The sequence below is a fragment of the Brevundimonas sp. EAKA genome, assembly GCF_000698025.1.
In the GTDB taxonomy this organism is placed as follows: domain Bacteria; phylum Pseudomonadota; class Alphaproteobacteria; order Caulobacterales; family Caulobacteraceae; genus Brevundimonas; species Brevundimonas mediterranea_A.
This window is the reverse complement of record NZ_JMQR01000011.1, coordinates 1-25,769: the sequence shown is the minus strand read 5'-3', so window position 1 is coordinate 25,769 and position 25,769 is coordinate 1. Positions and strand designations below refer to the sequence as shown.

21 protein-coding genes are annotated in these 25,769 nt (G+C 67.5%); 10 read left to right on the top strand and 11 right to left on the bottom strand.

Going from position 1 to position 25,769, the window contains the following annotated elements; translation table 11 throughout:
* Positions 1-2: 2 nt before the first annotated feature.
* Positions 3-2,558, top strand: a complete 2,556-nt coding sequence (gene ligD, locus ER13_RS03140; RefSeq protein WP_035306362.1) for a DNA ligase D — start codon at positions 3-5, stop codon at positions 2,556-2,558.
* A 9-nt stretch (positions 2,559-2,567) separates the two neighbouring features.
* On the opposite strand, the gene ER13_RS03135 is transcribed toward ligD, so the two are convergent.
* The 5 genes from ER13_RS03135 to ER13_RS03115 all read right to left on the bottom strand — a co-directional run bounded on the left by ER13_RS03135 (position 2,568) and on the right by ER13_RS03115 (position 8,132).
* Positions 2,568-3,425 (bottom strand): Ku protein, encoded by an 858-nt coding sequence (locus ER13_RS03135; RefSeq protein WP_035306359.1) that lies wholly within the window; start codon positions 3,423-3,425, stop codon positions 2,568-2,570.
* An 85-nt stretch (positions 3,426-3,510) separates the two neighbouring features.
* Positions 3,511-3,882, bottom strand: a complete 372-nt coding sequence (locus ER13_RS03130) for a hypothetical protein (protein WP_231492461.1) — start codon at positions 3,880-3,882, stop codon at positions 3,511-3,513.
* Positions 3,883-3,885: 3 nt separating this feature from the next.
* Positions 3,886-4,713 carry a TIGR02587 family membrane protein gene (locus ER13_RS03125; protein WP_035306354.1) on the bottom strand — a complete coding sequence of 276 codons (828 nt, stop codon included), beginning with the start codon at positions 4,711-4,713 and terminating at the stop codon, positions 3,886-3,888.
* Positions 4,714-4,720: 7 nt separating this feature from the next.
* Positions 4,721-6,868 (bottom strand): amylo-alpha-1,6-glucosidase, encoded by a 2,148-nt coding sequence (locus ER13_RS03120; protein ID WP_008264242.1) that lies wholly within the window; start codon positions 6,866-6,868, stop codon positions 4,721-4,723.
* Between the two features lie 148 nt (positions 6,869-7,016).
* Positions 7,017-8,132 (bottom strand): glycosyltransferase family 4 protein, encoded by a 1,116-nt coding sequence (locus ER13_RS03115; RefSeq protein ID WP_035306402.1) that lies wholly within the window; start codon positions 8,130-8,132, stop codon positions 7,017-7,019.
* A gap of 373 nt (positions 8,133-8,505) precedes the next feature.
* Here ER13_RS03115 and ER13_RS03110 point away from each other — a divergent pair, with 373 nt between their 5' ends.
* Complete coding sequence (locus ER13_RS03110) at positions 8,506-11,112, top strand: PAS domain-containing protein (protein ID WP_035306351.1); 2,607 nt, start codon at positions 8,506-8,508, stop codon at positions 11,110-11,112.
* Between the two features lie 30 nt (positions 11,113-11,142).
* Here the strand turns inward: ER13_RS03110 and ER13_RS03105 are convergent, their stop codons facing one another.
* The 3 genes from ER13_RS03105 to ER13_RS03095 all read right to left on the bottom strand — a co-directional run bounded on the left by ER13_RS03105 (position 11,143) and on the right by ER13_RS03095 (position 14,396).
* Complete coding sequence (locus tag ER13_RS03105; protein WP_008264158.1) at positions 11,143-12,738, bottom strand: methyl-accepting chemotaxis protein; 1,596 nt, start codon at positions 12,736-12,738, stop codon at positions 11,143-11,145.
* Positions 12,739-12,848: 110 nt separating this feature from the next.
* On the bottom strand, positions 12,849-13,337 hold the full coding sequence (locus ER13_RS03100; RefSeq protein WP_008260756.1) for a MarR family winged helix-turn-helix transcriptional regulator: 489 nt from the start codon (positions 13,335-13,337) through the stop codon (positions 12,849-12,851).
* 162 nt (positions 13,338-13,499) lie between these two features.
* A complete protein-coding gene (locus ER13_RS03095; RefSeq protein ID WP_231492459.1) occupies positions 13,500-14,396 on the bottom strand; it encodes a sensor histidine kinase in 897 nt (298 codons plus the stop codon).
* Positions 14,397-15,108: 712 nt separating this feature from the next.
* On the opposite strand from ER13_RS03095, the gene ER13_RS03090 reads away from it, so the two are divergent.
* The 8 genes from ER13_RS03090 to ER13_RS03055 all read left to right on the top strand — a co-directional run bounded on the left by ER13_RS03090 (position 15,109) and on the right by ER13_RS03055 (position 22,788).
* The gene (locus ER13_RS03090; protein ID WP_035306400.1) at positions 15,109-16,611 is read left to right on the top strand and encodes a CoA-acylating methylmalonate-semialdehyde dehydrogenase; all 1,503 of its coding nucleotides are present in this window, start codon (positions 15,109-15,111) and stop codon (positions 16,609-16,611) included.
* A 7-nt stretch (positions 16,612-16,618) separates the two neighbouring features.
* Positions 16,619-17,758 carry an isobutyryl-CoA dehydrogenase gene (locus ER13_RS03085; protein ID WP_008264099.1) on the top strand — a complete coding sequence of 380 codons (1,140 nt, stop codon included), beginning with the start codon at positions 16,619-16,621 and terminating at the stop codon, positions 17,756-17,758.
* A 57-nt stretch (positions 17,759-17,815) separates the two neighbouring features.
* The gene (locus ER13_RS03080) at positions 17,816-18,085 is read left to right on the top strand and encodes a type II toxin-antitoxin system Phd/YefM family antitoxin (RefSeq protein WP_035306346.1); all 270 of its coding nucleotides are present in this window, start codon (positions 17,816-17,818) and stop codon (positions 18,083-18,085) included.
* A complete protein-coding gene (locus tag ER13_RS03075) occupies positions 18,066-18,494 on the top strand; it encodes a PIN domain-containing protein (RefSeq protein WP_035306343.1) in 429 nt (142 codons plus the stop codon). The genes ER13_RS03080 and ER13_RS03075 overlap by 20 nt, the downstream gene beginning before the upstream one ends.
* Complete coding sequence (locus ER13_RS03070) at positions 18,491-19,546, top strand: enoyl-CoA hydratase/isomerase family protein (protein WP_035306340.1); 1,056 nt, start codon at positions 18,491-18,493, stop codon at positions 19,544-19,546. The genes ER13_RS03075 and ER13_RS03070 overlap by 4 nt, the downstream gene beginning before the upstream one ends.
* Positions 19,547-19,575: 29 nt before the next feature.
* Positions 19,576-20,478, top strand: coding sequence for a 3-hydroxyisobutyrate dehydrogenase (gene mmsB / locus ER13_RS03065; protein ID WP_035306397.1), 903 nt, complete (start codon positions 19,576-19,578; stop codon positions 20,476-20,478).
* A 94-nt stretch (positions 20,479-20,572) separates the two neighbouring features.
* On the top strand, positions 20,573-21,529 hold the full coding sequence (locus ER13_RS17880; protein ID WP_081836105.1) for a flavin reductase family protein: 957 nt from the start codon (positions 20,573-20,575) through the stop codon (positions 21,527-21,529).
* Between the two features lie 74 nt (positions 21,530-21,603).
* Complete coding sequence (locus ER13_RS03055; RefSeq protein ID WP_035306338.1) at positions 21,604-22,788, top strand: acetyl-CoA C-acyltransferase; 1,185 nt, start codon at positions 21,604-21,606, stop codon at positions 22,786-22,788.
* Between the two features lie 179 nt (positions 22,789-22,967).
* On the opposite strand, the gene ER13_RS03050 is transcribed toward ER13_RS03055, so the two are convergent.
* The 3 genes from ER13_RS03050 to ER13_RS03040 form a co-directional block, all read right to left on the bottom strand.
* The gene (locus tag ER13_RS03050; protein WP_008261883.1) at positions 22,968-23,555 is read right to left on the bottom strand and encodes a hypothetical protein; all 588 of its coding nucleotides are present in this window, start codon (positions 23,553-23,555) and stop codon (positions 22,968-22,970) included.
* 66 nt (positions 23,556-23,621) lie between these two features.
* A complete protein-coding gene (locus ER13_RS03045; protein WP_008259009.1) occupies positions 23,622-24,029 on the bottom strand; it encodes a CBS domain-containing protein in 408 nt (135 codons plus the stop codon).
* Between the two features lie 89 nt (positions 24,030-24,118).
* Positions 24,119-25,657: a von Willebrand factor type A domain-containing protein gene (locus ER13_RS03040; protein WP_231492457.1), complete on the bottom strand. Its 1,539-nt coding sequence runs from the start codon at positions 25,655-25,657 to the stop codon at positions 24,119-24,121.
* Positions 25,658-25,769 lie beyond the last annotated feature (112 nt).

Here is a 25,769-nt window from a genome sequence, read left to right as displayed (position 1 = left end):
GCATGGCGAACGGACTGGATGCCTATAAGGCCAAGCGGGACTTCACCCGCACGCCGGAACCCGCGGGCGCCGCCACGGCGGCGCGCAAGGGCCGGCTGACCTATCTGATCCAGCGGCACGCCGCGACACGGCTGCACTACGACTTCCGCATCGAGCATGATGGAGTGCTGAAGTCGTGGGCCGTGACAAAGGCCCCGTCGCGCGATCCGGCCGTCAAGCGCCTGGCGGTCGAGGTCGAGGATCACCCGCTCGACTATGGAAGCTTCGAGGGGACCATTCCGTCCGGCAACTATGGCGCGGGCACGGTCCAGCTGTGGGATCGCGGCGAATGGGAGCCGCAGGAGCCGGATGTCGAGGCGGCGCTGAAGCGCGGCTCGCTGAAGATGACCCTGCACGGCGAACGTCTGAGGGGCGGCTGGGCCTTGGTGCGGCTGAAGTCGGATCGCGGCAAGCCGTCCAAACGCAACAACTGGCTGTTGATCAAGGAGAAGGACGAGGCGGCCGTGCCGGGCGAGGGCGACGCCAATATGGAGATCGACGCCTCCATCGCCACGGGCCGCAGCCTGGCGGAGATATCCGAGGGGAAGAAGGAATGGACCGCCTCTCGTCCGGTCGCGCGCAAGGGACCGGCCAAACCCAAGGCCAGGGCGAGCGAGGCGACGCTGTCGAAACCGCCGGCCTTCGTGCCGATCCAGCTGTGCAAGGTCGCCGACCATCCGCCGGGCGGCGCCGGCTGGGTGCATGAGATCAAGTTCGACGGCTACCGCATCCAGGTGGCGACCGGGGGCGGGGAGGCGCGGCTCTACACCCGCCGCGGCCACGACTGGACCGACCGTTTCCCGGAACTGGCGGCGGATGCGGCGACCTGGCCCGACGGGGTGGTGGACGGTGAACTGTGCGCCCTGAGCGAGGATCACACCCCCGACTTCTCCGCCCTTCAGGCGGCCATATCGGACGGCAAGACCGCCGGCCTGGTCTATTTCGCCTTCGACCTGCTGCGCGAGGGTGAGGACGATCTGCGGGACCTGCCCCTGTCGCACCGCAAGGCGCGGCTTCAGGCTCACATCGACCGCGTTCCGGCCAAGGCGCGCAAACGGCTGCGCTATGTCGATCACTTCGCCTCGACCGGGCAGGCGGTGCTGGACAGCGCCTGCCGCATGGACCTGGAAGGCGTGATCTCCAAGAAGCTGGACGCCCCCTATCAGGCGGGTCGGTCCACGACCTGGGTCAAGTCCAAATGCCGGGGCCGCGACGAGGTGGTGATCGGCGGTTGGTCGTCCGAAGGCGGGACGCGGTTCCGCTCGCTGTTGGTCGGCGTGGCCGAGGACGACGGGCTGCGCTACCTCGGCCGGGTCGGCACGGGCTACGCCGCCCCCTTGCTGAAGACCCTGCTGCCGGCCCTGAAGGATGCGGCGGCCGACGTCTCTCCCTTCATCGGCAAGGGGGCGCCGCGCGGCGGCAAGGAGATTCACTGGGTCCGGCCGATCCTGGTCGCCGAGCTGGAACACGGCGGGATGACGGAGGGCGGTTCGTTGCGCCACGCGGCCTTCAAGGGGCTGCGCGAGGACAAGTCGGCGCGTGACGTCACGGACGATCCGCAACCGCCTGCGCCCGCCAATCCGGCCGGTCGCAAGAAGACCGGCTCAGGCAGCGCGTCGGGCAAGGTGGTCGTCGCCGGCGTCACCCTGTCCCATCCCGACAAGATCCTGTGGCCGGCGCTGGATGGTCGCCCCGCCATCACCAAGGCGGATCTGGCGCGCTATTACGAGGCGGCGGCCGAGCGGATATTGCCCCATATCGCCGACCGCCCCGTCTCGATCATCCGCGCTCCGGACGGCATCGGCGGCGAGACCTTCTTTCAGCGCCACGCGATGGCGGGGTCCAATCCGCGCCTCAAGCTGATCGATGTGAAGGCGCGCCATCCCTATGTGGCCGTGACCGATGTCGGCGGCCTGGTCGCCGTGGCCCAGTCGGGGGGACTGGAACTGCACCCCTGGGGCTGTCGACCGGGCGATCCTGAGACGCCGGAGCAGGTCACCTTCGACCTCGATCCCGACGAGGGTCTGGATTTCGCGGCCGTCATCGCTGCGGCCAAGACCGTCGAGGCCCAGCTGGAAAAACGGGGCCTGCATGCCTTCGTCAAGACGACGGGGGGCAAGGGGCTGCATGTCGTCGTGCCGATCCGTTCCGACGGCCGCAGCCGCATCGAATGGGACCAGTGCAAGGCCTTCGCCAAGGTGATCGCGGAAGAGGTGCGCCGCGCCGAGCCCGACCGGTTCACCACCACCCTGGCCAAGAAGGCGCGGGGCGGGAAGATCTTCATCGACTATCTGCGCAACGGCCGCATGGCCACGGCGGTGGCCCCCTGGTCCGTGCGCGCCCGGCCCGGCGCGGGGATCGCCTTTCCCCTGTCCTGGGGCCAGGTCCGGGCGGGGCTGGACCCCAAGGCCTTCACCCTGCACGACGCGCCCGCCCTGCTGAAGAAGCCCGACCCGTGGAAGGATTTCCGCGCCGGCGAGGTCAGCCTGCGCCCGGTGCTGAAGGCGATGGGGCTGTAGGCGGCCCCGTCAGGCGGCCTTCTTGCGCGAGGCCGGCTTCTTCTTCGCCGGCGCCTTGCCAGTCTTTTTCGCCGCCGGCTTGGTCCCGCTCGCAGCGCCCTTCAGGCTGTTGCGCAGGGCCTCCATCAGGTCGATCACATTGGTGTCGTCGGGTTCGGGCGCCTCGATCACGTCCTTGCCGCCCTTCTGCTTGGCCTGGATCATCTCGCGCAGGGCGTCGTCATAGCGGTCCTTGAAGGTGGTCGGATCGAAGTCGGTCTGTTTCTGGGCGATGATCCGGCTGGCGATATCGACCATGTCCTTGTCGGGCTTCACCGCCGGGATGTCGTCGAAATAGTCGTCGGCGTCGCGCACCTCGTCATGCGCCCGCAGCGAATAGGCCACCAGCCCCTTGCCCCGCACCTCCAGCGCCAGCTGGCGCTCACGACCCCGCAGAACCAGGGTTCCGATGGCGATCTTGCCCGCGGCCTTCATGGCGTCGCGGATGACGGCGAAGGCCTCGGCCCCGACGCCCTTCTCGGGGACCACATAGAAGGGATCGTCCCAGTACAGACGATCGATCTCGTCCTCGTCCACGAAGCTGTCGATGCAGATGGTTCGGGTCGTCTCCAGCTTGACCTTGTCGAAGTCGGCGTCGTCGAACAGGACATATTCGTCCTTGGACACCTCATAGCCCTTGACCAGGTCCGAGCGTTCGATGGGGCCGGTGTCCGGGTCGGTGGCGACCATGCGGATGCGGTTGTTGGTGTCCGGATTGATCAGGTGGAAACTGACATGGGCGCTGGACGAGGTGGCGGTGTAGAGGGCGACCGGGCAGGTCACCAGCGACAGTTTCAGATGTCCCTGCCAGGTGGGGCGTGCGGCCATGGTCGTCTCCCTGCATCGTTTCGTTGGGCCTAACGCCGCACGGTCGCTACAGTTTCCCGGCCAGGGCGGCCCGGACGCGATCTTGCTAGGGGGCGGACCAGCCCTGGACCCTGACGATGGCCGTGCGGGGGTTCGCGTCGAAACGAAAATAGGCCTTGGCCTCGCCGTGGCCGGGCACATAGTCCAACGTCGCCGTGGCGGTCTGATCGCCCAGCACCGCCTCGATTTTCACGGCTGCGGCGGTCTCGTCTCCGTCGTTCGTCACCTGGACCATGGCGACATGGCCCGCCGCCGTGGCCTCGATCTCGACGATGCGAGCTCTGAGCATGGGCGGCGCGCTGGGCTGCAAACCCTCCCAGACCATGACGCTGATGGCCGCAACCGTCACGGCTCCGCCCAGGGCGGCCATGCTCCACTGCAACACGGGTCGCTTCGGGTGGGTCGAATTCGCGTTCATGGCTCAGACCAACAGGCGGGCCGCAGCCGCGCCGATGGAGGCTGGAAAGCCCAGGACGATCATGATGTGCAGAACCCCGCCGAGCGCATGTCCGTCCGTTCGGCCAAAGACGAACAGGACAAACAGACTGACCCCCAGGGCGACGGCGTAGCCGGGCAGGGTGAAATACAGGAAGGCCTCGACGGGGCGATCCGCTTCTTCCTGTCCCGCGAAACCGGCCTTGAAGACGATCAGGTGCAGCAGCAGGACGGACAGGGCGATCAGGCCCAGCGCATGGACGGTGGTGGTCTTGTAGGCGATCAGGATCATCTCTTCGGTCGGCGCGACATTGAGGGCGAAGAACAGGGCCCCTGCCGCCATCAGGAACAGTTCGCCGACATAGGAGGCCTGCGCCTCCTTCGTATCGCCCTTTCCGTCGCCGCTGAGTTGCTTGCGAGCCAGGAGGGCGCCCATGGCGCCCGGCAGGGCCTGGAGCGTGACCATGCCCAGGGCTTCGCGCGGCGATGCCTTCCAGTCCGCCACGCCGAACAGGATCAAAAGCACCGAGGCGGTGATGAACCCGACCGCCAGGGCGACGGCCGTGTCCAGCAGGTCGTTGCGCAGCCCCCGCCGGTCTGAAAATCCGGCGTAGTGGGCCAGGCCGTAAAGCAGCGGCAGACCGGCGCCGACGAACAGCAGCAGTCGCCACCGGTCCATCGCTGTCCCCGCCTCCCACATCTCCATCGTCATCAGCAGGGGAATGCTGAACACGAGGGCCCCGGCGAACGCCCGTCCGAGGTCCCGGAGGTAGCGGCGCTCGAGACCGGGATTGATGAGGGCGGCGAGGATCATCGGACGGTCAACGCAGGGTCCGGACGGCGAGCCTGCCCTGGCGGTGGTTGGGGATGACCACGGCGCGGCCGTCGACATGCCGGATCGAAAGATCGACCAGGGCGTCGCCGACCTTCAACCCGGTGATCTTCAACCGCTCAAGCCCGGTGGGCAGGAAGGGGTCCGCAATGTCTATGGTTCCGGTCCAGGCGTCGATGGACAGGCCCAGCGAGGCCTGCAGCATCAGGAAGACCGACCCCGCCGCCCAGGCCTGGGGCAGGCAGGCGACCGGATAGGCGATGGGCGGTTCGCCCGGCTCGCGCGGGAAGCCGCAGAACAGTTCCGGCAGGCGCAGATGGAAATGGGCGGCGGCGGCGTAGATTTCGGCCAGGATCTGGGCGACCGCCTCGCGCTCTCCGTAATTGGCCATGCCGGCGGCGGCCATGGCGGTGTCGTGCGGCCAGACCGAACCGTTGTGATAGCTCATCGGATTGAACCGGGCCTGGCCCAGCTCCAGGGTGCGGATGCCCCAGCCGGTGCGGAACTCGGCCGACAACAGGCGTTTCGTCACCCGTCGCGCCCGCTCGACCGACGGCAGGCCGGTGAACAACAGATGGCCGGCGTTCGAGGCGATGGCGCGGCACTGTTCCCCGTCGCCGTCCAGGGCGACGGCGTAGAAGCCCTCGTCCTCCATCCAGTACTTGTCCTCGACCAGGGCGCGGACCTGTTCGGCCCGGTCACGCCATCCGGGCGCGCGATCGTCGCCCAGCCGTTCGCCCAGATCGCCCAGCGCGCGCCAGGCGGCGAAGGCGTAACCCTGGACCTCCAGCAGGGCGATGGGGCCCTTGGGGAAACGGCCGTCGGCGTGGAAGATGGCGTCCTCGGAATCCTTCCAGCCCTGGTTCGACAGGCCGGTCTCGGCCCCGCGCTGATAGTCGATCAGCCCGTCGTCATTGCTGTCGCCAGAGTCGCGCATCCAGTCGGCGGCGGCGATCAGGTTCGGCCACAGCGCGCGGATCAGATTCAGGTCGCCAGTGCGGCTGGCGTAGGCGCCGGCCAGGGCGATGAACAGGCAGGTCGTATCGACGCCGCCGTAATAGAGGCCGAACGGCACCTCGTGCAGGGCGCTCATCTCGCCGCCGCGCGTCTCGTGCATGATCTTGCCGGGCTGGCTGTCCTGGAACAGCGAGGTCTCGGTCGCCTGGCGCGAGGCCAGATAGGTCAGGACGCCCTTGGCCAGGGACGGGTCCAGCCACAGCATCTGCCAGGCGGCGATGATGCCGTCGCGACCGAACGGGGTCGAGAACCAGGGCGTGCCCGCATAGGGATAGGGGCCGGTCGGCAGGTCGGTGGTCAACAGGGCCATGTCCGCGCGCGACTGGTCCAGCCAGTCATTGAACCGCGGGCTGCGCGGCCCCCGCACCGAGGCGCCGCGCCGACGTTTGGCGCGCATGCCCAGACGGGCCTGGACGGCGTTCTCGCGCCAGCGCCGCGCGTCCGGGGTCTCGCAGGAATCGACGCCGCATTCGATGAACAGGTCCATGGACCGGCCCTTGGGCAGACTGAACATGAACTCGGCGCGCTGGTGGGTCAGGCGGGCCGGCGGCTCGGAAAAGGCCAGGCAGCTGGAGCGTTCGACCTTGTCCAGGCCGACATAGCGGAAGGTGACGCGACGGCCGTCGGTGGTCGGCGTGTGGACGGTCCCGCGTTTGGCCCGGTGCGTGCCGCGCACCTGGAAGATGTCGTGGAAATCCGCGCCGAAGTCGAAGGCCAGCGGCAGCAGGATGTCTTCGATCCCGTGATTGACCATCCGGATGCGTTCGAACATTCGCCGCCCCCACAGGAAGCGGCGCCGTTCGATGTGCAGCACCCCGGCCGGCGCCGAACGCCCGCCCATCGGGGGCAGGGGACGGTTGGTGGTGTGGCAGGAGAAGAAGACATTGTCCTGACTGACGCCGGACGACAGTCGCGACGGCTTCAGCAGCCCCACCGTCATGGTCCAGCGCGACAGGACGCGGGTGTCTCCTGCGAACAGGCCGTCGGCGCCGCCCCTCATGTCGCCCCACCCGTCGGCGACCAGGAAGGTGTCGCCTTCCTTGAGCGCCATCAACTGTTCGAGACCGGAAGCCTCGACGGAATCGCCCGCCGTCAGCTGGGTGGTGTAGGCGTCGTCCATACAGTCTCTTCCCCGTCGGTCGTGAGGCTTGTTCCGAACCTATCCCACCCGAATGCGGCCTTGAGGAGCCGCTTGCAGGATCAAATGGCGCAGACGGCGGAGGGTTCACCTCCGCCGCCCTGTTTCCTCGGAAATCAGTGGAGCGCTTTCAGGCGAGGGCGGCGAAGCTGCGATCCTCTCCAAGCGGCCGCAGCGGCTTCATCGCGTCGTTGGAGGCGGCCTCGGCGAAGGGACGGCGCGCCAGGAGGTCGCCGTAGACGTCCAGATAGCGGCGCGCCATGGCCGTGGCCGAGAAGCGCAGGTCGAACCGCGCCCGCACGGTTTCGCGGTCCAGCAGATGCGCCCGGCCGGCGGCGGCGACGGCCTGTTCCAGGGTGTCCACCAGGAAGCCGGTCGCCCCGTCCTCGATGATCTCGGGCGTCGAGCCGCAGCGGAAGGCGACGACAGGCGTACCGCAGGCCATGGCCTCGATCATCACCAGGCCGAAGGGTTCGGGCCAGTCGATGGGGAACAGCAAAGCGTCGGCCCCGCCCAGGAAGGCGGACTTCTGATGGTCGCCGATCTCGCCGATGAATTCGATCAGGGGATTGCCCTCGATCAGCGGGCGGATGGTCTCTTCCCAATACCGTTTGTCGGCGGCGTCCACCTTGGCGGCCATCTTCAGGCGTTTGCCCAGTCGGGTCGCGATCTCGATGGCGCGATCCGGCCGCTTCTCGGGCGAGATGCGGCCCAGGAAGGCCAGATAGCCCTCGGACTTCGGCGAGAACAGATACTGCTCGCCCGGCATGCCGTGGTGGACTGTGGCCGTCCAGTTGGCGAACTGGAGCGGTTTGCGCTGGTCGTCCGATATCGAAATCAGGCCGAACTCGTTCCACCGCGCATAGACGCCGGGCAGATCCTTCATGTCCAGACGCCCGTGCAGGGTGGTCACGGTCTTGTCTGCATAGGGCCGGAACAGCGGAAAATGGATCATGTCGGTGTGGAAGTGGATGACGTCGAACTCGTCCACCCGGTCCAGCACTTCGCCCAGCATGGACAGGTGGGCGGCGAGGTCGGATTTCAGGGACGCCGGGTCCAGGCGGATGGCCTGGTCGCGCACCGGCACCAGTCGCGCCTTGGTCTGGGCGTCGGCGCTGGCGAACAGGGTGACGTCGTGGCCCAGGTCCATCAGCGCGTCGGTCAGATGCGCCACGACGCGCTCGGTTCCGCCGTAGAGCTTCGGAGGAACGGCCTCGTAAAGCGGGGTGACCTGCGCGATCTTCATGATGTTTGCTCCGACCCGTTCAGCCGGGCCGAACACATCAATGTGCCGAGAAGGTTCCAGTTCCTTTCCTGGATGGAAATTCTTTAGAGGTTCCGGTGGCTTATGATCAGGAGGCGGCCCTGGTTATGTACGAATTCGCTCAGTTGCGCCGCCTGTCCGCACGGCCATCGGATCCAATCCCCATCTGCGGGTTTCGTCACCGGCAGCGCGCCTTTATAGCGGGGGCGCGACGGCCTTTCGTGTCGCTGACGGGGGCTCTGCGAAGCGTCCCCCTCGGCGATGAACCGGAAAGCGGCTCGCGTGTTGATTACGCCGCCCCCCAAGGTCGGGAGGCAGGAAAGGTATGCGATTGACTGGATCAGGATCCGACGGCGTGCATCGCCCTGATCGGGGCCCTGATCGGGTCAGCCTGGACGCCGAGCGGATCGAGGCGGAGGTGCTGGGGCTCGACGACAGCTCCGACCCCTTCGTCAATGCGGTCCGCGCGACCCGCATGCCCATGGTCATCACCAATCCGCGCCGGCCCGACAATCCGGTCGTGTTTGCGAACGAGGCCTTCTGCCGCCTGACCGGCTACGCCCGCGAGGAGATCCTCGGACGCAACTGCCGCTTCCTGCAGGGGCCGGAGACCGATCCCGAAGCGGTCAGCCGCATTCGCGCCGCCGTCGATGCGGTCCGGCCGATCGAGATCGACATCCGCAATCACCGCAAGGACGGCGCGCCGTTCTGGAATCGCCTCCTTATGGCGCCGGTGTTCGACGGGAACGGCGTGCTGGCCTATTTCTTCGCCAGCCAGGTCGATGTCACGATCGAACGCGAGCGGCTCGCAGGACTTCAGACGGACAAGGCCGCGCTGAAGGCCGAACTGGATGCGCGTGAGCGCGTGGATTACGAACGCGACCGGGAACTGGATCTGGCCATGCGGGCCGGCGGGCTGGGAGCCTGGAGCGTCGATGTCCGAACCCGGACCCTTATGGCCTCCGACGCCTACAAGACCCTGATGGGCTGGCCTGTCGAGACGCCCTTCACCTACGAAGATCGCCAGAAGATGATCCATCCCGACGACCGGGAGGCGGTGCGCGCGCAGAGCGATGCGACGATCCAGGACGGCGCGGACTATCATATCACCCACCGCGTCATCACGCCCCTGGGCGGCGTGCGCTGGATGGAGGCCCGGGGGATACTGGTGTCGGACGCCGAGGGCGCTCCGCTGCGCATCTCGGGGGTCACGACCGACATCACCGATCGGGTGCGGTCCGAACGCCTGAGTTCGGCCATGGTGGAACTGTCGGACGTCCTGCGCGATCTCGAGGATCCCGAGGACATCACCTATGCCGCCGCCGAGATTCTGGGCCGGACGCTCGAGGTCAGCCGCGCCGGCTTCGGCATTGTGGACCAGGACGGGGAAACCATCACCATAAGCCGCGACTGGAACGCGCCGGGCGTCGAGACCATCGCGGGCGTCCTGAACTTCCGGGACTATGGTTCCTACGTCGAGGATCTGAAGCGGGGCGACACCGTCGCCTTCGCCGACGCGCGCGAGGATCCGCGCACACGCGAGACTGCGGCCGTGCTGGAAACCATCGCCGCCCGCGCCGTTATCAACATGCCCCTGACGGAACAGGGAGGCATGGTCGCCCTGGCCTATCTGAACCACGCCTCCGTGCGCGCCTGGCAGGAGGACGAGATCCGGTTCCTCCGGGACGTCGGCGAACGCACTCTGGCGGCGCGGGAGCGTCGTCGGGCCGAGCGGCATCTGGCCAGGCTGGCGGCGTCGCTGGAGCGGACGGTGGAGCAGCGCACCGCCGAACTGATGGCCAGCGAGGCCGCGCTTCGCCAGTCGCAGAAGATGGAGGCCGTCGGCCAGCTGACCGGCGGTATAGCCCACGACTTCAACAACCTGCTGACCGGCGTCAGCGGCAGTCTGGAGATCGTCGCCAAGCGTCTGGCCGAGGGGCGCGGCTCCGAGGTGGGACGGTTCATCGCGGCGGCCCAGGCGGCCGCCCAGCGGGCGACAGCCCTGACCCATCGTCTCCTGGCCTTTTCACGGCGTCAGACGCTGGAGCCCAAGGCCACGGACGTCGAGAGCCTGGCGCGCGGCATGGAGGATCTGATCCGACAGACCATGGGCCCGGCCATTCGGCTGGAAACCCGATATCAGGCCGGGACATGGCCGGTGCTGGTCGATCCGGGACAGCTGGAGAATGCGCTTCTCAACCTGTGCATCAACGCCCGCGACGCCATGCCCGACGGAGGGCGGCTGACCATCGAGACGGACAATTTCGTGCTGGATCGCGCAGAGGCTCCGGACTTCGGCCTGCCCAGCGGAGACTATGTCCGCCTCAGCGTCACCGATACCGGCGTCGGCATGAACGAGGAGGTCATCGCCCGGGCCTTCGATCCCTTCTTCACCACCAAGCCGATCGGTCAGGGCACGGGCCTGGGGCTGTCGATGATCTATGGCTTCGTCCAGCAGTCCGGCGGCCAGGTCCGGATTCGGTCCGCGCCGGGGCAGGGCGCCGCCATCGGCCTCTATCTGCCGCGCCACCATGGCCAGGTCGAGCTCGGTCAGACGGTCGACGAACCCGCGCCGTCGGGCGCGCCGCGACGGCGCTACACCGTGCTGATCGTCGATGACGAGGCCACGATCCGCATGCTGGTGTCGGAAGGCCTGTCCGAACTCGGCTATGATTTCATCGAAGCCGAGGACGCGCGGGCGGGACTGGCGGTCCTGGGTTCGGGGCGGGTGATCGATCTCCTGATCACCGACGTCGGCTTGCCGGGCGGGATGAACGGCCGCCAGCTCGCGGACGCCGCGCGGGCGCGGCAGCCGGGGCTCAAGGTGTTGTTCATCACCGGCTATGCCGAGACGTCGGTCCTCAGCGGAGGCGATCTGGAGGCCGGCATGCGGATCCTGACCAAGCCGTTCGAACTGAAGCAACTGGCGCAGCGCGTGGAGACGATCCTCTCGGAGGACTGACCCGCGCGGGACGCGGCATGGTCCCCTGCGTCAGAATTCTTCCCATTCGTTCGCCGGGGCCGAAGTCGCCAGGGCGGCTGAACCGACCTGACGGAAGGCGCGTGCCGGGGCGCGGGGTGCGGGACGTTCCACCCGGCTTTCCGTCTGCTCCGTTCTCCGGCCGCCGTCCTGCGTGACCCGGAACCGGGTGACCAGAGACGCCAGCCTTTGCCCTTCCTGGGTCAGATTATGACTGGCGGCCGTCGACTCCTCGACCATGGCCGCGTTCTGTTGCGTGACCTGGTCCATCTGATTCACCGCCGTATTGACCTGGTGAAGGGCGGTCGACTGCTCCTGGGTGGAGGCCGTGATCTCGACCATCAGTTGGTCGATCTCCATCACGCGGCTGACGATGGAAGACAGGGCGTCGCCCGTCTCGCCGACCAGATCGACCCCGGACTTCACCTGGACCGAGGAGGCGGTGATCAGGGACTTGATCTCCTTGGCCGCGTCCGCAGAACGCTGGGCCAAGGCGCGCACTTCCGAAGCGACGACCGCAAAGCCACGACCGGCCTCCCCGGCGCGAGCGGCCTCGACGCCGGCGTTCAGGGCCAGAAGATTGGTCTGGAAGGCGATCTCGTCGATCACGCCGATGATCAGGCTGATCTTTTCGGCGGAGGTTTCGATCGCGCTCATGGCTTTGACGGCGCGTTCGACGATGTCCTTCGACTTTTCCGCGGCGACCCGCGAGGTCTCGACGACGGTCGCCGCCTGGGTCGCGCCCTCGGCGGTCTTCTTCACCGTGGCGGTTATCTGATCCAGGGCGGCGGCGGTTTCTTCCAGAGTGGCCGCCTGCTGCTCGGTGCGGCGCGACAGGTCGTCGGCGGCCTCGCTGATCTCTCCGGCGCCGGCCTGCATGGCTTCGGTATTGCCGGAAATTTCCGCCATGGCTGCGTCCAGTTGCGTCATGGCCGTATTGAAGTCGGCCTTCAGCCGGGCGTAGCTGCCGGGGAAATCCGCATGGATGCGTGTCGTCAGATCCCCCTCGGCCAGGGCGGTCAGGGCCTCGGCGGTGGCCTGAACGACCCGGATCTGTTCGGCCTCGGCCAGGGCGCGTTTCTCGTCCGCCTCCCGCCGTCCGTCCTCGGCGGCCTCGAGGTAAAGCGAGATGACGAAATCCATGTCCAGCAGGGCCGCCTTGACCACGCTGGCCAGGGCGGCGCCCAGGGCGTCGCCTTTGTCCTTGCGGCCGAATAGGCTGCGCTTGCCGGCGTCCGCCTTGACGATGGCCTTGATCAGCCCCTCCAGCACCAGGGCGTAGCCGCCGATGTACCAGCGCGGCTCCAGGCCGATCCGGGCGTGGGTCCGGCCGATTCGTCGGACGCCCTCGACATAGTCAGGGGTGAAGTCCCCCGATGCGATCAGGGACCAGTGTTTTGCCTGGGCGCTCTTGGCCCCGGAGATATGGGTCTCGCTGTTGAAGAAATGCGCGACATCGGGCGTCGCGCGCACCTGATCGTAGAAGGCGTCGAGGGTCTGGGACAGGGCGGCCTCAACGACCGGACGCGTGTCGGCCAAAGCGGCGCGCGCCTCATCATCCAGCTTCAGGAACGCAAGCCGTTCCTGAAGATCCATATTTTCCGACATCTTGGTACTCCAGACCTGGGAGCACAGTCTTGCATTAACCCTAAGCCATGGTTGAACATTGTTGGGGGTTGGAACAGTTCCGCGCTGCAACAACAACCCCTGCGGGACGCTCAGGCAGCCTTTGATTTTGCGGATCGGGCGAGGGTTTCAGCTATGACTTCGAGAAGCGGGTTTACGACCCGCAGGGCTTCGGCGGCCTGGGGCGTGAGGGCTTCGGCGAGCCGGCCGTAATCCGCCCGCCGACGGTCCAGTCGTCGGCCGCCCGCCGCCGTGAGCGCCAGCATTGTCACGCGCCGATCGGTCGGGTGCGGCCTCCGGCTGACCAGATCGCCTTTGACGAGTGTGTCGACCAGGCGCGAGACCGTGCCCGCCGGCAGGCTGACCGAATCGGCCAGAGCGCATTGCCGCAAACCTCGACGTCCGGCGGCCTCGACGATCTGCAGCGCCTGAACAGCCGGTCCGGCCAAGTCGTCGTCGCTCAGAAGACGATCAAGCATCTGGTCCATCTGCTGGATCCGGGCGTCCAGACCGATCAGTGCGACTGCGTTCTCATCGACCGTAGTCAAACGTTCCGCTGTGATGATTCCACGATGGCCCATGGATCTGTTCTAATCCTGCTGATCCAACTTTCAATAGGACTGAAAGTCCCTATTGCGGCGCACGCTCTGAGATTGAATGGCGCTCCCACGAATACCGAAGATTTCTGAAAATCTGAGCGTCGGATCGTCGTGCGATCGAGCCTTGCACGGGGTTTGATACGATCAACCGCGATGTCGATTGGCCTCTAGACTGTCGCATCCGTATTCATCCGCGTTGACGAACTGAGCGCGGACTCTGTCCCAGTCGTCAGTTTCGGCGACGCCCGGGTTCAACTTGGGGCGTTTGCGCGCCCCGGACGCGCCGCCTTGCGTGGAAAGGTCGTGGACATTGGCGTTCAGTGTGAACGCGAAGCCCGCGCCCCCAAGCGCGCTCGGGACAAGTTCTATGACGCCGCCATGCGCCTCTACGATCGTGCGGCAGATCGAGAGGCCCAGTCCCATTCCGCCGGACTTGCTGCTGACGAGGGGGTCGAAAAGCTTGCCGGCCATGTCCGCCGGCACGCCGGGACCGTTGTCGCTGACGAGAATCTGATAGCCCTGCGACGTCTGCCGTCCTGAGATCTCCACCCTGCGCGGGACGCCGTTCGGGGGCGCCTCCATGGCGTTTCGGGCCAGATTGAGGATGACTTGCTGAAGCTGAACGCGGTCGCAGTAGGTATAGGCGGCCGGGTCGATCCGGCTGGAGATTTCCGCCTTCGTTTCGCGGGCATGGCTGACGAGAATGGGCATGATCTCTTCGATCACCTCGGCGACCCGCTCGCGCGCCTGATAGCGCTTCTCGTGGATCATCAACGCGCGAAGACGCAGGATAATGTCGGCCGCGCGTTTCACCTGGGCTCGCGCCGCCGCCATGAGCTCGGGGGCGTTCGCCGTGTTCGGACCCGGCTTTTTCACGGCCGTCTCTGCGGCGGCCAGATAGTTGATGGCCGCAGACAGGGGCTGATTGACCTCGTGCGCCACCATGGAGGCCATTTCCCCCAACGAACTCAGTCGCCAGTTGTGAATGATCTGGAGCCTCACTTCCAGAAGTGCGGTTTCCGCCGTGACGGCGGTGGTCATGTCCTGAATGAAGAGAGTCACGAACTTGCCGTTGCGGGCGGAGAACCGCGCGGCCTGGACGTCGACGAAGGCGTGAACGCCGTCATGCCGCCGCGCCCGCCACAGAGGATCCTCCCCGGCGTTTCGGGCGCGCGCATTGAGGTCTTCGACCCATGTCGGGGACTGCAGAGCCGCCCTGTCGAAACCCTCGATCAGATCGCTGATGGCGGCCGCGTTCGGCGGGGACAGAGGGCGGCCGAAAAACCGATCCGCCGTCGCGTTCGCGCAACAGACGAAACCCGCCTCGTCCAGCGCGATGATCGCCATGGGCGCATCCGACAATATGCTCTCAGCAAAGGCCTCCACTGGTCGTCTCCCACCCCGTTCGCCGTTGACGCCTCGCCTCTGTGGGGAGTTTCACGTCTCTTGTGGCGAATTTGACATAATTAAGTCTACTCAAATTGGTCAGGGAAAGCAAAAATAAGACCTTAGTATTAGCCTGGGCTGATGACTTGACAGTCAATAGCACTGCGACGGGCGTGATTGTTATTATGTACAACCTGATTTCGATTATTAATGACTGTGTCCGGATTCGAACATTTCGGGTCCCGAAGCGGTGAGGCTGGGGTGGCTCCGTCAAGGGCTTTCATTTCGTCTTTGGGGCTGCAAGAGGCCGATCCTGCCTGCTATGACGGGGGCAATAGCAATAAGCACATAGGGAATCTCAGGTATGGTGCGCGACATTCGCCACTTCATCGACGGCGCGGCTTTCGACGGCGCGTCCGGCCGTTTCGGCGACGTCTTCGACCCCAATACGGGTCAGGTTCAGGCCCGCGTCCAACTGGCCACGACGGCCGAGGTCGATCGCGCCGTCCAGGCCGCTCAGAACGCCTTCGACGGCTGGGCCAGCACCAATCCCCAGCGCCGCGCCCGCGTCATGTTCGACTTCAAACGCCTGGTCGAGGCGCGGATGGACGAACTGGCCGAACTGCTCAGCAGCGAGCACGGCAAGGTCATCGCCGACTCCAGGGGCGACATCCAGCGCGGGCTGGAGGTGATCGAGTTCGCCTGCGGCATCCCCCACGCGCTGAAGGGCGAATACACCCAAGGCGCCGGCCCCGGCATCGACGTCTATTCGATGCGCCAGCCGCTGGGCGTGGTGGCGGGCATCACGCCGTTCAACTTCCCCGGCATGATCCCGATGTGGATGTTCGGCGTGGCCATCGCGGTCGGCAACACCTTCGTGCTGAAGCCGTCGGAACGGGATCCGTCACTGCCGGTGCGGCTGGCCGAACTGATGCTGGAGGCCGGGGCGCCCAATGGGGTGCTGAACGTGGTGCATGGCGACAAGACGGCGGTCGACGCCATCCTGACCCATCCGCTGGTCCATGCTGTCAGCTTCGTCGGCTCGTCCGACATCGCCCACTATGTCTATCAGACCGGCGCCGCCAATCATAAGCGGGTCCAGGCCATGGGCGGGGCCAAGAACCACGGCATCGTCCTGCCCGACGCCGACATGGCCCAGGTGGTCAAGGACCTGACCGGCGCCGCCTTCGGCTCGGCCGGAGAACGGTGCATGGCCCTGCCGGTGGTCGTGCCGGTCGGCAAGAAGACCGCCGACGAACTGCGCGAGCGACTGGTCGCCGAAATCCCCAGCCTGAAGGTCGGCGTCTCCACCGATAGCGAGGCCCACTACGGTCCCGTCGTCACCCAGACCCACAAGGACCGCGTTCTGGGCTGGATCGAAAAAGGCGTGCAGGAAGGCGCCGAACTGGTCGTCGATGGCCGCGACTTCAGCCTGCAGGGGCACGAGAAGGGCTATTTCATCGGCCCGTCGCTGTTCGACCACGTGACGGCGGACATGTCGGCCTATCGCGAGGAAATCTTCGGCCCGGTGCTTCAGATCGTCCGCGCCGAGACCTTCGAGGAGGCGCTGGCCCTGCCGTCGAACCACCAGTACGGCAACGGCGTCGCCATCTTCACCCAGAACGGCCGCGCGGCCCGCGACTTCGCCGCCCGGGTCAATGTCGGCATGGTCGGCATCAATGTGCCGATCCCGGTGCCGGTCGCCTATCACACCTTCGGCGGCTGGAAGCGCTCGGCCTTCGGCGACATCAACCAGCACGGCATGGAGGGCGTCCGCTTCTGGACCAAGACCAAGACCGTGACGGCGCGGTGGCCGGATTCGGCGCTGGAGCATTCCGACAGTTCGTTCGTCATTCCGACGATGCGCTGAGGCCGCCATGGATTTCGCCCTTACCGACGACCAGCGCGCTATTCAGGACGCGGCACGCGCCTTCGCCGACGCCGAGCTGGCGCCCCACTCCGCCCGTTGGGACGAGGAGAAGCACTTCCCCGTCGATGTGATGAAACAGGCGGCCGAGATGGGCTTCTGCGGCATCTACACCGGAGAGGAACACGGCGGCATGGCGCTGGGCCGGGTCGAGGCGGCCGTGATCTTCGAGGAGCTGTCGCGCGGCGACGTGGCGACGGCGGCCTTCATCTCGATCCACAATATGGCGACCTGGATGATCGACCGGTTCGGATCGGACGCTCTGCGCGCCCGGTTCGTGCCCGATCTGGTCGGCATGGAGAAGATCGCCTCCTATTGCCTGACCGAGCCGGGCTCCGGCTCCGACGCGGCGGCGCTGCGGACCACGGCGGTGCGCGACGGCGACCACTATGTGCTGAACGGCTCCAAGGCCTTCATTTCCGGTGCGGGGACGAGCGACCTCTATGTCGTCATGGTCCGCACGGGCGGGGAGGGGGCAAAGGGAGTTTCCGCCCTTGTCGTCGAGGCCGGGACGCCCGGCCTGTCCTTCGGCGCCCAGGAGAGGAAGATGGGCTGGAACGCCCAGCCGACCGCCATCGTCCAGTTCGACGACTGCCGCGTGCCGGCCGCCAATCTGCTGGGCGAGGAGGGGGCGGGCTTCCGCTACGCCATGGCAGGCCTGGACGGCGGGCGGCTGAACATCGCCGCCTGTTCTCTGGGCGGCGCGCGTCTGGCGCTGGAAACGGCGCAGGATTACGTCGCCACCCGCAAACAGTTCGGTCGTCCGATCGGCGAGTTCCAGGCCCTTCAGTTCCGCCTGGCGGACATGGCGACGGATCTGGAGGCGGCGCGCCTGATGGTGCTGCGCGGCGCCTGGGCCATCGACACCGACCATCCGGAAAAGACGAAGTGGTGCGCCATGGCCAAGCGGCTGGCTACCGACGCCTGTTTCCAGATCGCCGACGAGGCCCTGCAGTTGCACGGCGGCTACGGCTATCTGAAGGACTATCCGCTGGAGCGGATCGTGCGCGACCTGCGGGTCCACCGCATCCTGGAGGGGACCAACGAGATCATGCGGGTGATCATCGCGCGTGAGATGGCGCGGGGATGATGGCGGTCGGCGCCGCGATCTGTTATTCTGACCAGAATTCTGATCAGGATTTCGGCCATGCGTTCCATCGGAGTTCTCGAAGCCAAGACGTCGCTGTCGTCCTTGCTGGACGAGGTCCAGACCTCGGGCGAGACCATCGTCATCACCCGGCACGGGCGACCGGTGGCGCGTCTGACGCCCGAGCCGCGTCGTCGCCGACTGTCCGGCGCCGAACTGGCCGCACGGTCTCAGGCCTTTATGGCCGGGCAGGCGGCGGATGCCGATTGGGCGCGAATGAGCTGGGACGAGCTGAAGGCGATTGCGCGCGATGAAGACCCTGGTCGTTGACGCCTCGGCGGCGGCGTCCTGGCTGCTGGCCAGCCAATCCACGGCTCCCGCGCGTCGTCTGTTGGCGGCGCTCGACGACTATGAACTGATCGCGCCCGATGTCTTCCAGTGGGAGGTGGCCAATCTGTTGGTGCGCCAGGCGCGACGCGACGCGGGTTTCGACCTGTCTGAAGCTTTTGTGCGGTTGGACGAGTACGAGATCGGTCTTGCCCCGGCCCTGTCCGCTCGCGAGGTGCGTCGGATCGCCCTTCTGGCCCAGGGGCGGGGTTTGAGCCTGTTCGACGCGGTCTATCTGTGGCTGACGCTCGAACGGGACGCCGGCCTGGCGTCGCGCGACGCCGACCTGCTGAAGGCTGCAGCGGCCGCCGGGCAGGATGTTGTTGATCTCAGGGAGAAGGACCTTTCATGACCGAACCCGAAATCATCGCCCGCGTCGAAAACGGCGTCGGCCGTATCAGCCTGAACCGGCCCAAGGCGATACACGCCCTGAACCGGGCGATGTGCGAGGCGATGACCGAGGCCCTGCTGGCCTGGCGTGAGGACGCTGCGGTGCAGTCGGTGCTGATCGACCATGCGGGCGAGCGCGGCTTCTGCGCCGGGGGCGACATCCGCATGATCGCCGAGAGCGGAGCGGGCGACGCGTCAGAGGCCAAGGCCTTCTTCCTGGCGGAATACCGGCTGAACCATCTGATGTTCGGCTATCCCAAGCCGATCACGGCCATCGTGGACGGGATCGTCATGGGCGGCGGCGTCGGGATCTCGGAGCCGGCCGCCATTCGCATCGCCACGGAGCGGACGACCTACGCCATGCCGGAGACGGGGATCGGCCTGTTCCCGGATGTCGGCGGCGGCTGGTTCCTGCCGCGCCTGCCGGGCCAGACCGGCGTCTGGCTGGCGCTGACGGGCGCGCGGCTGAAGGCGGCGGATACGGTGGCGCTTGGGATACATACCCACTACGTTCCGGCCATCGACATCGAAGGTTTCAAGGCGGCGCTGCTGGCGAACCCCGGGAACCCGCTGGAGGAGGCGAACCGCTGGGTCTGCCCGACCGAGCCGGAAGCGGCGCCGCTGAACCCTCACCGCGAGGCCATCGACCGGCTGTTCGCCTTCGACACGGTCGAGCAAATCTTCGCGGCGCTGTACGCCGAAGGCTCCGGCTGGGCGTCGGCGCAGCTGGCGATCCTGAAGACCAAGTCGCCGCAGTCGCTGAAGGTCACGCTGCGCCAGTTGCGCGCCGGCGCCGCCCTGACGTCCTTCGCCGACAATATGGCCATGGAATACGCCCTGGGGGGACGGGTGGTGCGGACCCATGACTTCCAGGAAGGGGTGCGGGCCGTGATCGTCGACAAGGATAATGCGCCCCAATGGTCCCCTGCGGACCTGTCGGGCGTTACGGAGGCGACGCTGGACGCGCTGTTCGCGCCGCTGCCGGACAATGAAAAATGGACGCCGCTGCCCTGACAGCGACGCCGACCAAAGGGAGAGAGACCATGACCAAGATCGCCTTCATCGGCCTGGGCAATATGGGCGGCGGCATGGCCGCGAACCAGGCGAAGGCCGGCCATTCGGTCGCCGCTTTCGATCTGAGCGCCGCGGCGCTGGAGCGCGCGTCGGCGGCGGGCTGCGCGCCCTCGACCTCGGTCGCCGAGGCGGTGCGCGACGCCGAGGTGGTGATCACCATGCTGCCCGCCGGCCCCCATGTGCACAAGGTCTATGCCGAGCAGATCATCGGCGCGGCGCCGTCCAACGCCTTGCTGCTGGACTGTTCGACCATCGACGTGGAGACGGCGCGCAAGGTGGCGGGGCTGGCGCGGGACGCCGGCTACGCCTTTGCCGACGCACCGGTCTCGGGCGGGACGGCGGCGGCCGATGCCGGAACCCTGGCCTTCATGGTCGGTTGCGACGAAGGCGACTTCGCCCGTGTCGAGGCCGCGCTGGAACCCATGAGCCGCATCACCATCCGCGCCGGCGACCACGGGGCGGGGCAGGCGGCCAAGATCTGCAACAACATGCTGCTGGGCGTCTCCATGCTGGGCACGTGCGAAGCCATCGCCTTGGCCGAGAAACTGGGTCTGGAGCCGGAGCGTTTCTTCGAGATCGCGTCCAAATCCTCGGGCCAGTGCTGGAGCGTGACCAGCTATTATCCCTGGCCCGGCCTGGTGCCGACTGCGCCGTCGAACCGCGACTATCAGGGCGGCTTCGCCACGGCCATGATGCTGAAGGACCTGAAACTGGCCCAGGAGGCGGCGGCCAAATCGGGCGCCTCCACTCCTCTGGGCGCCCAGGCCGAGGCGATGTACGCGCTGTTCGACGGTCTGGGCCACGGGGGCCGGGACTTTTCCGCCATGCTCCAGATGCTGCGCGGACGGCTGGCGGATCTGGACGCCGGATGATCCGACGCCGCCCCGAGATCGTAAGCCATGGTCTCAAGGGGCGGACTTCCTCTATGAGACGCCTCTTCCCCTCCGCACTGGACCGTCCCGCCTCATGATCGCATCGCCGCCCCGGATCGGAGGTCTGGACGTCCAGAGCTGGGGCGATCCCCAGGATCCGGTCGTCCTGCTGATCGGCGCGCCCCAGGGCCTGTCGCCCGATTGGCGGCGGTGGGTGCGGGCCCTGGTCGAGGCCGGGCGGCACGTCCTGCTGGCCGACGCTCTGGAAGCGGGCGACGAAGCGGCCGGCCTGCGCCGCCTGCTGACCGATATCTCGTCGCGGCCCGCCATCCTGTGTTCGGCCCAGACCCTGGCCGCCGCCGTCCCGGCTCTGGTCGTCACCGGCCCGGCCCTGGCCAGTTGCCTGATCGTGGCGGGCGAGGCGCCGGTCGAGGCGACCGCGCCGCTGGACGGCCTGCCGATCCTGACGCTGGATCCCGACGCTCCCGCCGATCCGGGCGAGACGGCCGACGCCGTCATCCTGGCCTTCCTGGAACGCCAGGCCCCGCGCGAGGCCCTGTATTACCAGGCCGGTTCCGATCCCCGCACCCTGCGCGACGCCCTGGGCTGTTTCGCCACTGGGGTGACGGTGGTGACGACCCAGGACGAGGCGGGGCAGCCGGTGGGCCTGACGGCCAACTCGTTCTCCTCGGTGTCACTCGATCCGCCGCTGATCCTGTTCTGCCTGGCCCGCAGTTCGTCCAATCTGGAGCGGTTCCAGCGGGCGGCGCATTTCGCCATCAATGTGCTGCACATCGGCCAGCAGCCGATGTCGGGCGCCTTCGCCCGGTCCTCGGCCGAACGGTTCGACGGCGTGGCCTGGGAGACCTGGGACACCGGCGCGCCGATCCTGTCCGGCTCGCTGGCCAGTTTCGAATGCGCGACCCATCAGGTGGTCGAGGCCGGGGACCATCTGGTCTTCATCGGCCGGGTCACGCGCGCCCGGTTCGAGCCGCGCCGCGACCCGCTGCTCTATTTCCGAGGCCGCTACCGTCGACTTCACTTCGCCTGATTGCAGCAGGGCGCCCGGTTCACATCGGGCGGTCGGATCGCTATCTCAGAGCCCAAAGCAAGAGGAAACCCGCCATGTCCGCCGATCCCGTCGTCATCGTCTCCTACGCCCGCACGCCGATGGGCGGTTTCCAGGGCGCGCTGTCCGACGCCAAGTCCACCGCCCTGGGCGCGACGGCGGTGAAGGCGGCGCTCGAGCGAGCCGGCCTGGACCCCAACAAGGTCGAACAGATCATCATGGGCTGCGTCCTGCCCGCCGGCCTGGGCCAGGCCCCGGCCCGTCAGGCCGGGATGGGCGCGGGCCTGCCGATCTCGACCGAGGCGACCACGATCAACAAGATGTGCGGCTCGGGCATGCAGGCCGCGATGATGGCGCATGACGCCCTGCTGGCCGGTTCGGCCGAGGTGATCGTGGCGGGCGGCATGGAGTCCATGACCAATGCGCCCTATCTGATGCAGAAGCACCGGGGCGGCGCCCGGATCGGCCACGACGTCATCTCCGACAGCATGTATCTGGACGGTCTGGAAGACGCCTATGAGCCCGGCAAATTGATGGGGCAGTTCGCCGAGGACACGGCCAAGGCCTATCAGTTCACCCGCGAGCAGCAGGACGCCTATGCGACCGAAAGCGCCGGTCGCGCCAAACGCGCCCAGGACAGCGGCGCCTTCGACGCCGAGATCACGCCGGTCGAGGTCAAGACCCGCAAGGGCGTGGTTGTGGTCGATCGCGACGAACAGCCGACCAAGTCCGACCCGTCCAAGATCCCCAATCTGAAGCCCGCCTTCGGCAAGGACGGCACCATCACCGCCGCCTCGGCCGCCTCGATCTCGGACGGCGCCGCCGCCTTGGTCATGATGCGCCAATCGACGGCCCAGGCCCTGGGCCTGACCCCGGTCGCCCGCGTCGTCGCCCAGGCCGCCCACGCCCATGAGCCCAGCCTGTTCACCACCGCGCCGGTCTTCGCCCTGAAGAAGGCCCTGGCCAGGGCGGGCTGGACCGCCGACGACGTCGATCTGTGGGAGGTCAACGAGGCCTTCGCCATCGTGCCGATGATCGCCATGCAGGAGCTGGGCGTCCCCCATGACAAGATCAACGTCAACGGCGGCGCCTGCGCCCTGGGACACCCGCTGGGCGCCTCGGGCGCGCGTGTGCTGACCACCCTGCTGTCCGCGCTCAAGGCGCGCGGCAAGACCAGGGGCATGGCCGCCCTGTGCATCGGCGGTGGCGAGGCCACCGCCATGGGCGTCGAACTGATCTGAGGCGAAACCTGTTTTTCGATCTCGGTCACGCGCGTCAGAAGTCATCGACGTGGACGGACGACGACAGCGACAGCCGCCGTCACTCCACGCTCGGCTGCCCTATCCTGAGCCTATGCCGCGAGCCTGACCGCAGCAGGCCGACCCGCCGCGCGACTTGAAAGTTGCGCGGCTCCGCCTGTTCAGCGTTCCGCCAGGCTGGCGTCCGCACCCGGCATGACGCCGCTCGCCCGGGCCGGCGCCGCTTCCAGAATTTCCGTCACAGGTTGAAGCGTGTCGCGGGCCTGGCGCGCCAGGGCCAGAACGGCGGGCGGCGCGTCGTCGGGGCTCTCGGCCACGAGGTCCATCAGGCTTTCAGCCAACTGCATCAGACGCGGCGCGGCGGCGATCAGCCGGGACTGGAATTCAATGCGCTGGGGGTCGCGGTCATATTCCGCGCCGGGCACGCGCCAGCCGCCCCAGTCGGCCGTGTCAGTGACGACGACGGGATAGGTGCCGGGCTGGGGGTGGTGCAGGCAGTCCTCTTCCGCCTGCCACTTGTTGCGGGCCCGCAGCACGCGCCAGTCGCCGACCTCGGCCCCGGCGGCGTCCGCGGCGGCCATCATCAGTTCGGCGGCGGCGAACTCACGTCCCAGGCCGACGTCGTAGGTGACGCGCACCGGCTCGTCGAAACCCTTGGCCCAGACCGGCTGAACCTTCTCGATGGTGGCCCAGGCGCCCACGCACTCGACCCAGACTTTCTGACCCTTCTGGAACTGCGCGCGCGCCATTCTGATCTCCCACCGTTCAGGGTGCAGAATGGCAGGCGCCGGTTAGCGCGTGGTGAGGGGGGAGGGTTAACGCGAGATGCTCTCCAGCGTCTCGCCGGCGTATTTCTCCTTCACCCGGGTCGACAGGTCGCCCAGCGAGATGACCCCGACGATGCGGCCATGCTTGTCCACCACCGGGGCGCGGCGAATCTGGCGCGACCCCATCAGATCCAGCACGGATTTCAGGTCGTCGGTGTCCAGCACCGTCTGCGGGTCGCGGGTGATGTATTCGACCACGGGCGCGGACGGGGCGGCGCCGGCCGCCAGGGCGCGCACGACGATGTCGCGGTCGGTGATGGCGCCGATCAACTGGTCGCCGTCCGCCACGGGCACGAAGCCGAAATCCCCCTTGGCCATCCGGGCGGCGACCTCCTGAAGCGTGTCGCCGGGGCGGGCGAGGTGGACATCCTTGGTCATGACGTCGCGGATCTTCATGGCGGTCTCCTGGGGTGTAGCGTCACCGTGAAAACCCGCCGCGCACGGCGGGGTTCCGCCGCCGTGCGCCCGCTTGGCGCCGCTCGGCCTTAAGGCGCGCGACGTTCAGGCAGGTCCCTGGCCGCGCGCACCAACTGGACGAACTCGGCCCGGTCGCCCCAGGGATCCTCGCCGCGCGCGCCCTGGGCCTGGGCCAGCACCTGATCCCAGCCGTAGTCGGCGCTCATCCACGGGTCGTTGCGGAGCTTCTGGCCGAACGCGGCGACGGCCAGGGCCCAGCGCGTGGCCTCGGGCGGCTGGGCGCCGGCGGCGCGGCTGGTCAGAGGCTGCTGGATTAGGTCCGACCGGCTGCCGCCCGGCTGTTTGTAGCGGACCTGAATGAAGCCGATCTCACCGTTCGGATCGCCGCCGCCCACGCCGATCCGGTTGTCCGGATAGCGGCGCTCGGGAACCTGGGTCGGTCCGCCGACCGGGGTGATCTCGTACAGGGCCGTGACGCTGGCGCCCGATCCGACCTCGCCCGCGTCGATGCGGTCGTTGGCGAAGTCCGCCTCGTTCAGCAGCCGGGTCTCATAGCCGATCAACCGCCATTCGGCGACGCGGGCGGGATTGAACTCGACCTGGATCTTGACGTCGTCGGCGATGGGGAAGGCGCCCTTGTCGAACATCGGGCCGAACAGGCGCCGCGCGTCGCGCAGGTCGCCCACATAGGCCGCCACGCCGTTGCCCGCCTGGGCGATGGTCTGCATCCGGGCGTCCTGGTAGTTGCCGCGTCCGAAGCCATAGACCGACAGATAGACGCCGGTTCCGCGCTTTTCGGCGACATAGTCTTCCAGCCGCTTGTTGTCGGTGACGCCGACGTTGAAGTCGCCGTCGGTGAACATCAGGATGCGGTTGACCTTGTCACGGGCGAAACTGGCCTGGGCCTGGTCATAGGCGTTGGTCATGCCGGTCGCGCCGGCCGTGCCGCCCGAGGCGCGAAGGCTGGCGACGGCGCAGCGCATTTTCAGCTTCTGGTCGCCGGGCGTGGGCTGCAGGGTCGTGCCCGCACCCTCGGCGTAATAGGTGACCGACAGGGTGTCCTGTGGCCGCAACCGGTCGATGGCCAGGTTCATCGCCTGTTTGGCCAGGTCCAGCTTGTCCGGGCTGCGCATCGAGCCCGAGACATCAACCAGGAAGGTCAGGTTCAGCGGCCGCTGCTCGCCCTGCGGGAGCTCATAACCCTGCAAGCCGATGTGGACGATCTGGCGGCCCCCTCTTTCGGTTCGGGGCGCCCAGGGCGAGGCGACGACGGCCGTGGTGATCGCAAACGGGCGGGCCAGGGACGTCGGGCGGGCGTAGCCATAGTCGAAGGCGTTGATCAGTTCCTCGACCCGCACCGCGTCCGCCGGAGGGCTGCGGCCCTCGTCGATGAAGCGGCGGACATTGGAATAGGCGGCCGTGTCCACGTCGATCGAGAAGGTGGAGACCGGCTGGTCCGCCGTCCGCTTGACCGGATTGGGCGTGGCGTCGGGATAGGTTTCGGTGTCGGACGGGGCTGGGGCGCCGGGCATGATGCGCGATCCGGTCACGACCACGGCGTTGAGCGGAGCCTGCCCCGGGGCGGCGGCGACCAACGCCGGACGCATGGGTGCCGGCGGGGCCGGTGGGGGGGTGGTTCTTATTCCCCTTCGACGCGGCCCGCGGCTTACTCTCACTTTGGGCGTAGCGAGGCGCTTAACCCTGCTAACAAAACTTGGG